The 9,497-nt window shown below is 57.4% G+C and carries 11 protein-coding genes; 1 reads left to right on the forward strand and 10 read right to left on the reverse strand.

From position 1 onward, the window contains the following. Positions 1-257 precede the first annotated feature (257 nt). The 9 genes from BW11_RS11175 to BW11_RS11215 form a co-directional block, all read right to left on the reverse strand. Positions 258-659: an HI0074 family nucleotidyltransferase substrate-binding subunit gene (locus BW11_RS11175; RefSeq protein ID WP_140445862.1), complete on the reverse strand. Its 402-nt coding sequence runs from the start codon at positions 657-659 to the stop codon at positions 258-260. Continuing rightward, entirely contained in the window at positions 646-933 is a 288-nt protein-coding gene (locus BW11_RS11180) for a nucleotidyltransferase family protein (RefSeq protein WP_140445861.1), read from the reverse strand. The genes BW11_RS11175 and BW11_RS11180 overlap by 14 nt, the downstream gene beginning before the upstream one ends. A gap of 129 nt (positions 934-1,062) precedes the next feature. Further along, complete coding sequence (locus BW11_RS11185) at positions 1,063-2,376, reverse strand: type II toxin-antitoxin system HipA family toxin (RefSeq protein ID WP_140445860.1); 1,314 nt, start codon at positions 2,374-2,376, stop codon at positions 1,063-1,065. After that, positions 2,357-2,893 carry a helix-turn-helix domain-containing protein gene (locus BW11_RS11190; RefSeq protein WP_140445859.1) on the reverse strand — a complete coding sequence of 179 codons (537 nt, stop codon included), beginning with the start codon at positions 2,891-2,893 and terminating at the stop codon, positions 2,357-2,359. The genes BW11_RS11185 and BW11_RS11190 overlap by 20 nt, the downstream gene beginning before the upstream one ends. Before the next feature lie 261 nt (positions 2,894-3,154). After that, positions 3,155-4,543: a hypothetical protein gene (locus BW11_RS11195; protein ID WP_140445858.1), complete on the reverse strand. Its 1,389-nt coding sequence runs from the start codon at positions 4,541-4,543 to the stop codon at positions 3,155-3,157. Between the two features lie 128 nt (positions 4,544-4,671). After that, entirely contained in the window at positions 4,672-5,226 is a 555-nt protein-coding gene (locus BW11_RS11200; protein WP_140445857.1) for a protein tyrosine phosphatase, read from the reverse strand. A gap of 164 nt (positions 5,227-5,390) precedes the next feature. Continuing rightward, on the reverse strand, positions 5,391-5,897 hold the full coding sequence (locus BW11_RS11205; protein ID WP_140445856.1) for a hypothetical protein: 507 nt from the start codon (positions 5,895-5,897) through the stop codon (positions 5,391-5,393). A gap of 390 nt (positions 5,898-6,287) precedes the next feature. Continuing rightward, a complete protein-coding gene (locus tag BW11_RS11210) occupies positions 6,288-6,548 on the reverse strand; it encodes a helix-turn-helix transcriptional regulator (protein WP_140445855.1) in 261 nt (86 codons plus the stop codon). Further along, positions 6,545-6,964: a hypothetical protein gene (locus BW11_RS11215; protein ID WP_140445854.1), complete on the reverse strand. Its 420-nt coding sequence runs from the start codon at positions 6,962-6,964 to the stop codon at positions 6,545-6,547. Before BW11_RS11215 ends, BW11_RS11210 begins: the two co-directional genes overlap by 4 nt. Before the next feature lie 315 nt (positions 6,965-7,279). On the opposite strand from BW11_RS11215, the gene BW11_RS11220 reads away from it, so the two are divergent. Next, positions 7,280-8,071 carry a hypothetical protein gene (locus BW11_RS11220; protein WP_140445853.1) on the forward strand — a complete coding sequence of 264 codons (792 nt, stop codon included), beginning with the start codon at positions 7,280-7,282 and terminating at the stop codon, positions 8,069-8,071. 118 nt (positions 8,072-8,189) lie between these two features. Here the strand turns inward: BW11_RS11220 and BW11_RS11225 are convergent, their stop codons facing one another. Beyond that, complete coding sequence (locus BW11_RS11225; protein WP_140445852.1) at positions 8,190-9,209, reverse strand: hypothetical protein; 1,020 nt, start codon at positions 9,207-9,209, stop codon at positions 8,190-8,192. Positions 9,210-9,497: the final 288 nt, after the last annotated feature.

Genomic DNA, 9,497 nt, shown 5'->3' on the forward strand with positions numbered 1-9,497 from the left:
GACATAAGCATCTCGCTGCACTCGGCCCTGGCGAGAGGTTGGTGCCGAAGGGTGGCAACGGTCTCTCGCTGCGGGGGCGTCAGTGAGAGACCGCGGTTGAGCAGAGGCAATAATCTCTCGCTGAGAGGTGCCTCAGCGAGAGATTGGCGTCAGGGGTGATCGGACATCTCTCGCTGAGAACTCCCTAGCGAGAGGCGTTTGATGCGCTATACCAAGCATCACTTCCGACTGCGCATCCGACTGCGCAACAGGAGCGTCTACTGCTCGAGCAGGGTTCCGTAGCGCGTGATGAGTCCCTGATTCACGCGTTCGAATTCGGGAATGTACTCATCGATGACGGTGTGTACGAGCTGTTTGGCGCGCGACTCGTCATAGATATGCGCCGAATCGTTGCGGTCGCGCAGCATGCGCAGCCAGAGCGACTCATCCATGAAGTCGTAGTACTGGTATGCCGTCTTGATGACATCCCGTGGAGAGCCGGAGGCGGAGATCGGGTCTCCTTCATATGCCAGCATCGCCTTGAGCAGCTTCCAGCCGAGCTCGAACTGAAATTCAAACTTATCGATGATGCCTCTTTGAATGAACTCGTTGTTCAGATCCTGCGAGGGTGCCTGCCTCAGCGAGCGCAGTGCGGAGGCGTAGTTCTCATACTTTTTCATAGAGCACCTTCCCGGTGCGGGCTATCTCCGTTCTCAGGGATTCGGAGATCGGTCCGTCGAGGTTGATCACGTCCAGTTTGAGCAGCGACCAGAGTTCGTTCTGCAGTCGACTCTCCAACGAGTCGAAATCGGGGCATCCGGCCACGGCGAGATCGATGTCGCTTTTGGGTCGATTCGTGCCTTTGGCTCTGGACCCGAAGAGCACGACCCTGCGCGCGCCGGATTCGGCTGCGAACTCGCGGATCTGTGCGTACACATCCTCGATGGGAACCATCAGCCACCTCCGATTTGTGGGGTCACTCATAACATGCATTTACGTGCATCCTCGCTGCCCATAATACGACAGGCTTCCAGATACTTCGGAACTCGGCGGAAGGCGGTACTTCATAACCCATAATCGTGTCTAACTCGGGAACCAGCCTAGTACACGTGCGCTCTGTTTGACGATGGCTGTTCCCATGCGGTTGATCAGCATCTTCTTGTTGGTGATCTCCTCCTCGGTGACACCGGGAAGAACGCCCACCCATGCCAATGCTGCGGTCGACGCCTGGACAAAGGAAGGAACGATCCGAATGGCCAGTTCCGCAAGCATGCCAGTAAAACGCTCTTGATCGGACGAATCACTGCTGCATTGCTCGAAGAATCTCGTCCAATGCCGCAGCTCGATCCGTTCCCACTGATACTCGCCGCCGATGCTCATTGCCAGTCTCCTCTCCCTGCGTCGGGTGTCATATGCGAACAGGGATGCGATGTCGTAGAGCGGAGCCAGGCGAGGACCATCGCCGGATATGGGCTCGAGGATCGCATAGTTCTTGGCATGCGCATCCGATCCGCCTATCAGGTAATTGAATATCAGTGCCTTTATGAGCGTATTCACATCATCTTCCGGGAACCCGTTGTCGTTCATGTATCGCACGATGTCAACGGCTCCGGGGCCTCCGTCGGATTGATATTTGTTCTCCGTCATGATGCTCATTGCCTGACAGAAGTCCTCCTGATGGATTCGTGTCACAGTGGCGGGAACAACGGTGTCGTCAATGGTTCGATCCCAGCGCTCGCTGACGACTGCCGGCACTCCTCCGAACACCCGGTAATCGGTTCGTGCAACGGGCAGTGACAGCTTTTCGGCCGTCTTCAGGCAGAGATATTCGTTGAATGCCTGCTCATGCAGTCCTCGTATGCCGGGCTTGATGATATGCGTGGTGGCTGCGGCTCCTTCGGCTTCATACCATTGTCCATTGGTATATCGAAGGGCCAGTTTGTCCTGTGCGCCGTTCAGAGACCAGTGCTCCTCCTCGCTCTGCCATGATGCCTGTTGCGCACCGACAATGGCGAGTAGCCGCTGCCCGATATGTTCTTCGCTGATTGGTGTGATGTGACCTGCTGGCGGCGTCGTATTGTCGGGAGCGACGAATTGCACGCCTCCTCCGCAATCCAGTCCCACTGCGGTCAAAAGAGCGAATGGGTTACGTGGATTAACTCCGTATAGACGGCCGATGCGTTGTCTGATGGCAGGATCGTCGGGGAGTATGCCGTCGATATACGCCTCGATCGGATTTCCCCTCCATGGCTCGGCTTTACGTGGCATGGACAGTGAAAGCGGCATCGAGTTGGGATCGTCCGAATCGTAGGTGAATGAGTGTTTGCCGGTCGGCTCCTCGCGTAGTACGCCGATATGACGCCCGTTGAGCAGTACATCAAGCACTTTGATCTTCATCGTCGTCTTCGTTCCTTGTCGTCGTCCTCGGCGTGATGTCGTCGTCTGTCGGACCGTTCGGTGAATGGTTGCTCGTCAGTCTCTGCAAAGCGGTGAGATATGGTTCCAGCGAGAAGCCTGCGAGAGGCTGCAGTTGTTCCGCCATTTTGGATATCTCGTCGGAGGTCGGAGGCCGTGTATTGTGATGCGCCGGCTTTGCGGCATCTGCAAGGTCTTTTCGATGGCTCGATGGTTGCTGAATGCCGGCCTGCTGTTCCGGTACATTGTAGGAGACGGTGAAAGTCACTCCGAGTTCCCGGCATAGCAGCAGTATGCGGGAGATGCTGGCGTTCATGATCTTGCCCTGTTCGAACTGGCTGATCCATGGGCGGGTCAGGCCTGTCCGCTGGGCCAGCTCCTCCTGGGTGAGCTTCTGCATCACCCGGGCGTCGCGTAGTGCCACCGTCAATTGTCTGATGGATTGAATCTCACTTGACATTCTTCCCATCGCCGCTCCAATGTTAGACTTATCGAACATTTCGTCTTATGTTAGATAAGTCTAACATAAAGACATCGATAAATGTTAGAAAAGACGAACTTGCCGGTGCGGGGTGCACAGCGGATAATGGTGCGAAAGCGGACATCGGTTCGCACGGGTTCTGACAGGGAGGTCGGGCTGAAAAAGCAATAGCGCCAGTAATGGGCGGTCGGAGACATAACGGCTACGCTGTTGCTTTGCCGTGATCGCCTGCGTAAGCGGAGATGTCGCTTGGTCTTCTTGAAACGTCATTTGCGCACATCAGTCTGCGCTGATGTCCGTGAACTCTTCGAGCCGGGTCAACGACCAGACGAACAGGGGGAACGCGGCGAACGCATACCCTTCGAACTGGATATATAGGTATGCGAGCAATATCAGCCAGCATACGGTGAGCTTACTCCACACACATTGATGTCTGGCAAGGAATCGTGCGGTCACTGCGATCATCAAAATCAATCCCACAAGACCGAATTCGGTGACGAAGTTCGTATACAGGCACATCGTCCATACGGTGTCAGGAGTGGTCGTCGAATACCAGCCAGCCGCACCGGTCGGATCGGTATGCATCGCAGTCAGTGCACGAACGGCCAGATCGGCCCCCTGATGAACGGCATCGGCGATATTGCCGGAACCATAACCGCTTATCAAAGTCCACGGATGGGCGATCAGACCGCACAGGGGACCAAGTGATTGCCATATGCGTGCGAAGAATGAACCGTCGCCCTCCATGCCGTTGTTGAGGATCGAATCCAAACGCGAGTTCACGGCGAAGCTGATCGCCGCCAGCACTACGGTACCGATCAATCGCAGGATGCCCTGCTTGCGGGAATCGGGATCGTGCCATGTGGTGCGGATGACGATCACGATGATCAGCGCCACCAGACAGTCCAGCACGATGCGCGTGCCGGCCCCCATGATCACGCTTCCTATGGCGAACGTGATGATGAGGTCCCGCAGCCTACGGGCGAACACGGAATCACGCGTCCGCATCAGCCAGTACAGCGGCAGCAGCACGCCGAACAGATGCATGCCGATGTAGCTCGGTTCGGCGAACAGGAACTGCGGACGACCAGTCACACCGCCCCACTGGCCGGCGGTACTGTACGAGCGATACATGAGATGGTTGAAATACCCGCTGACACTGCCGAGATCGAGCCTTACAGCCAGCCATTGCACCACGCCCACGCCGAATGCGAACCAGTACGCGGCGATCAGCGTACGCACGCATTCGCTCCAGTCGAGACGTTTATGCACGAAGGCGATGTCGAGTGCGATCAGCGTCGCAGGAACGGCGATGACCCCGGACAGGCTCATCGTGATGGCGACGTTATGCACGCCGAACGTGGCCCAACCTGCAGCGGACAGGTATATCAGAGCGACGGGCAGCAGCACGAACGGGGCATACCGATGAAGGACCTGACGCAGTAGAGCGGGATTCGCCAGACAATAGATAAGCAGCAGCCAAGGGGTTATCGGAGTCCAGAACGGCTGAAAGAACCCGATCGTCGTACCGTCGATCGGCAAGGTGACGAGAGCGAGCCAGAACAGGTAATCACTGCGATCACGTGGAGTGAACAGTCGGGGAAGGAATGCCGGCTCGGATCTGCGATTGGCGGTTTCCGAGAAGTCGACGGGGAAGGAGGTGTCCATGTGGTCCTTTCTCGGGCGTCGGTTCAGCATCGGCGCCCGAAAATCGGCCACGGCGTTGTGGTGAGGTGTAGTGAGGAGGTGTACTGAGGAGAAGGTGGTGTTATGCCGTGAGCATCGCGCGTCGCAAGTTACGCCACCGAATCGAAAATGATGTTCACGCCTTTCTTGATCTCGGCGTAGACGCGAACGAACACTTCGCGAGATTTGCGGTGCGGATCCTCGGTCTCCGGCGCCTCGGGCAGGAACGGGCGGAGCATGGAAACGGATGCCATCACCTCGTTCAGGCGATCGCCGACCGTATCTCCCGGAATCGGGCCGTCGGCGTGCAGATGCGAGCACACATTGACGAAGTCGTTGAACAGGAACACCTTGCGCGCGGCAAGTGGATTCTGATCGAGGAGATCGGAGATCTGCTCGCGTTCGAAGCACAGAATTAGATTGGCGGTCCGGCTCAGATCCGCAGTGAGCGGAGTGGATACGTGAGGATTCGCGTCGATGCCATCAGCCTTGAGCATGTCGATGGCCAGCGGATCCGCCGGATGCGGCGGATAATGCAACGTGCCGGCGGACCGTACGTCCAGATCCTCGTTGTCCAATCCACGCGCGGCGAGCACGGAGCGGGTGTAGTACTCGGCCATGACGGAACGGCATTGGTTGCCGGTGCACACGTACAGAATCTGCATAACAAATCTCCCTTCCGGAAAAGAAGATACCTCGTACATTGTGCGGGCTTTGTGTGGGCAGTGTGCGGGGCATGAAAAAACCGGGAATCAACATGACTCCCGGTTTTTCTAACATTAAGTTATTTGCGACTGTACAGCTTCATGGCTGCAACAGCCTCACTGATTCAGCGACGGTTGGTCGTCTTGCGGACGGCGAACAGGGCGATGCCGGCAGCGGCCAGCAGAGCGACGGCCACGCCGTACGGAGCGACGGTGGCACCAGTCTTGGCGATGGTGGCGGCACCAGTGTTGGAGACCGACTGATCGCCGGCACCAGTGGCAGGCACCGTGATGGACGCGGTGTGCGTGCCGGAAGCGGCGGAAGCGGTGACCGTGATGGTCTTACCGGCCTGACCTTCCTTGAAGATGTAACGCAGGGTCAGGGAGCCGTCGGACTTGGCGGTGAAGGTGCGCTCGCCGATCTGCTGAACGTCGGCAACAACGGCGTCATCCCACTTGACGGTGACGTTCTCGTTCGGCTCGAAGGTGCCGGCCGGGAAAGCGACGGTGGCGGTGTTGCCGCTGACGGTGACGGTGGCGCCGTACGGGGCGGCGACGGCGGTGTTGGCGGCGAAGCCGAAGCCGAGAACCGCGACGATAGTAGCCAGAAGGGCCATGAACTTCTTCATCATGATAATTCCTCCTCTAATTCGAATATTCCACATCATGCGACATGGAGTGCATGGATGGCAGCAGACTTGCTTACTTGATCGCTTGCTTACTGCCTGTCTGCTGTACTGTCCGTTCCTTCCGTGTCTGAACCCTTACTGTACACCCCCTTGTGACACCCCCGTTTGGTTGTTCTGAGTAGGGACGCCGCCATGTGACAACGGCGTCACACCATGTGACATGGTTCGCGCATGCGCCGAGTTCCCGGGAATGCCCCCGAGCTGTTGGAAAGGATGAAAAACATTGGAATTCCAAGGATTTAGTGCGATTTACTTGAAATTCATATATCGCGACACGCCCGGAGCGTAATTAAGGAGCGGAATTGCGGGGTGGAGGATCCGGGATCTATCTTCCTATTTTGCGGTTCTTCCGATTCTCCCGGTTCCTGCAGTTGCGGAGGCCGTGTCGGCATCCGCAACCTCGTCGTCGAAACTGAATAGTTCCTCGACGCTCGTGTCGAATACCTTGGCCAGATCCATGGCCAGACGAAGCGAAGGACAATACTGCCCCTGCTCGAGTCTGCCGATCGTTTCGCGGCGAACATTGACGAGATCGGCCAGATCGGACTGTTTCAGACCGCGTTCGAGTCGATGGAATTTGATGGTGGTCTTCATTCGTCATCCTCGCCGGTATCGCCTTGATGCTCCAGCCACAGGTATCGTGCATCGGCGATGGTCAACGCCAGCATTGCCAGAGTAGGCAGGATCATCGGAGTCGCCATGACATACGTGCGCAACAGCAGGCCGGACAGCAGATTGGCAAAACCGAGCACCATGAGGATGATGACCAGTGTGATAAAGGCGAATCGCGTCGACAGCAACTGATGCTGGTCGGACAATTCGTCGGAACGGGGATTCTCGCGACGGAAAACCAGCACCACCCAGATCTCGCCCGCCACCCAGAACATGGCTACCGACACGGTGGCGATCAGACCGAACATGCTGCTGTCGTTGAACAGCTGGGTGGCGCATGCGATCGCGCCAATCAGCTCAACGACCATTCTGGAGGCGATATATCGGTTGAACGTCATCGGTTTCCTCCTTGCGTGTATATGGAACCAAGACCGTTATTGGGCATCTTGTCTAGTCGTGCTGATTTACCGCTATGCCTATAAAACCTAATATATGCCGTGCATGAGAAGGCAGAGGATGGCAGGATCATGATCAGAAATATGGGGAATCGAGAAGCGATGACGAAGCGTGTGGTCGTGGCGATGATTACGTCTCTCGGAGCGTGCGGACTTGCACTTGCGGTTCCGTCGGGCGCGATGGCGGCGGATTCGCCATCGTCGTCGCTCGGAGTCGCCGGGATTTCGGGGGAGTCGAGCGTAACGGCTCCGGTGAACGTGAACGGAAGCGCTGATGCGCGCAGCCTGAGCAGCCTTGGCGCGGCGATCGATCACATCCACAACACGAACCAGCAGATCCATCAGGACATCGTCACCCATCACGAGCACATGGAGCAGGTGCACAACCAGATCCATCAGGACGTGGACGATCTACGCCAGCATCACGAGCAGGCGTGGCAGGATGCGCAGCAGGCGCACGACGACATCAAGAACGCCATCGACGGTGCCTACGATCGTGCACACGAGCGTCACGAGATCATCCACCAGGACATGGTCGACCATCAGCAGCATCTTGACCAGCTGCAGGCCGACTGGAAGACTGAGCACGATCTCATCAAGCAGAATCACCTGCAGTGGGTGTCCGCACGCGAACAGTGGCACAAGGCATTCCAGGACGCGCTCAACGACTCGCTGAACAACAATCTGAACGGCAATCCGGGCAACGGATCCACCTCCACGGGTAACGGCGGCGCGAACAACGGCGGCGGTGCGGGCTCGGGCGCCATCACAAACGCCGGTTCCACCGGCAACGGCACCGTGACCAACGCCTCCTCCAATACTTCCGGCAACTCCAACGCCAACGGCTCATCCAACGGCACCTCCTCCAACATTGCGACAGGCAGCAACGGTTCCGGCAACGCCGTCTCCCGCGCCGTACAGGGGACATTGGCCGAAACCGGCATCGCCCTGCCTGTGCTGCTCGCCGTCACTTTCGGCCTGTTCGCCGCCGCCTACGTCCTCAAGGTCATCGCCCAGTACCACTCCGAAACGACTAATCGCGCTAGGTAGTCGGCTTTCGGCCAGTGGCTATTGACCGGCACTCTCGATACACTCTCTCGATACACTTTCGATAGCGGTGCCTATTCCGAGCAGTGCCGGTCGATTTCATTGAGACGAGACGCAGGTCTCATGTCTGGGTCGGATTGCTTTCGGCCTGACCGCGTGCGAGTTGCTTCGCGATTCGCTTGGAGACCTTGTCCAGTGGGCTTGGCGAGAGCAGAAACGTGAACCTGGCCCCGTTGGCTATCAGATTACGGCTCAATCGCCAAGCGAACTCCTCGCGCGAAGCCTCATCCGCCAACGTGGACGCATTGGCGATCGATATCAGCCATCCGCGGTTCTGCAGCCAATCGCGCTTCTGCTGATCGCGATACCACTGTGCTTTATCGGTGCGATGCTGATCGCCGTCGTATTCCACAGCCACGCGAAACTCCGGCCATGCCAGATCGAGCGTCATCGCGATTCCGGATTTGAACGTGGCGTTCGGCACCACATAATTCGTCTGCGGTAGGGGAACGCCGTGTCGAAGAAGCTCCAGACGGATTTCCGATTCCTTGGGCGAAGCCACATTGGGCATCAACAGGGGAGCGGCGAGCGTGCACAGTCGCTTGCCTCGGAATGGCGATAGTTCGAGGGTCATGTCGATGAGCTTGTCGCGCAGAGTGGCGCCATTGCCTCGCAGGGTCGCAGGCTGCCTCTGTTCGACTGCGTTGATGATCGAATCGCCGAGGATGACCAGTTGGGTGAGATCGACGTGGTCGGCCATCTGCGCCCACGTGGAGAACAGGTCGACTGCGAAGACATACTTGTTGATGCGCAGGATTCGTTCGGTGTTCAGTAGCTTCCACACGTGTGGCTGTGTCTTTGTTTGCGCTTGTACTTGCGTTGAAGATGCATTTCGGCGAATTCTCTTATCGGGCGAGCTACTGACCGTGTGCAGTACGGTCATATCAAGATCGCATGTCGGCAACGGGACCTCTTGCAGTACCAGCGATGTCGTCAGCCCGAACAACAGTGGCTGACCTAGCTTCTTTGCCGTGGTGGTGCACAGATCGATCATGGATCGTTTGCTTTGCTTGAGACTATCGCCCATCGGGATGGTTGCGTTGGCATTGGCGTTTGCATTGGCGTTTGCATTGGCGTTCATGGTGATTCCCCGGTGTTCATGGTGTTTATGGTGTTCATGCCGGCACAGTAGCTGTTACGGTTTGATGCCGTACAGGGCGATCGGCCAATGTGGTCGAAGCTCCCCATCATCAGCATGTTGGGGATAACTCAACGCAATCCACGGCAAGCGCTCGTGCTTATACCTCGCCTACAGGACTTGGATTGGAATCATGTCGCCCCTCCAGGCTGCGTCTGCCCAGCTTGTCGCTGGGCACGTGCCTTTAGATGCGTCGAGACATCTGGGTCATATCTCTTTGTCATATTTCTT

This window comes from Bifidobacterium sp. UTCIF-38 (genome assembly GCF_006454495.1).
Classification (GTDB): domain Bacteria; phylum Actinomycetota; class Actinomycetes; order Actinomycetales; family Bifidobacteriaceae; genus Bifidobacterium; species Bifidobacterium callitrichos.

What these genes read in the sequence shown, in the direction of transcription:
- BW11_RS11215 (WP_140445854.1), bottom strand. Translation starts at nt 6,964, where the DNA reads ATGACGTTCAACCGATATATCGCCTCCAGAATGGTCGTTGAGCTGATT.
- BW11_RS11200 (WP_140445857.1), bottom strand. Translation starts at nt 5,226, where the DNA reads ATGCAGATTCTGTACGTGTGCACCGGCAACCAATGCCGTTCCGTCATG.
- BW11_RS11210 (WP_140445855.1), bottom strand. Translation starts at nt 6,548, where the DNA reads ATGAAGACCACCATCAAATTCCATCGACTCGAACGCGGTCTGAAACAG.
- BW11_RS11195 (WP_140445858.1), bottom strand. Translation starts at nt 4,543, where the DNA reads ATGGACACCTCCTTCCCCGTCGACTTCTCGGAAACCGCCAATCGCAGA.
- BW11_RS11185 (WP_140445860.1), bottom strand. Translation starts at nt 2,376, where the DNA reads ATGAAGATCAAAGTGCTTGATGTACTGCTCAACGGGCGTCATATCGGC.
- BW11_RS11190 (WP_140445859.1), bottom strand. Translation starts at nt 2,893, where the DNA reads ATGTTCGATAAGTCTAACATTGGAGCGGCGATGGGAAGAATGTCAAGT.
- BW11_RS11225 (WP_140445852.1), bottom strand. Translation starts at nt 9,209, where the DNA reads ATGAACGCCAATGCAAACGCCAATGCAAACGCCAATGCCAACGCAACC.
- BW11_RS11205 (WP_140445856.1), bottom strand. Translation starts at nt 5,897, where the DNA reads ATGATGAAGAAGTTCATGGCCCTTCTGGCTACTATCGTCGCGGTTCTC.
- BW11_RS11175 (WP_140445862.1), bottom strand. Translation starts at nt 659, where the DNA reads ATGAAAAAGTATGAGAACTACGCCTCCGCACTGCGCTCGCTGAGGCAG.
- BW11_RS11180 (WP_140445861.1), bottom strand. Translation starts at nt 933, where the DNA reads ATGGTTCCCATCGAGGATGTGTACGCACAGATCCGCGAGTTCGCAGCC.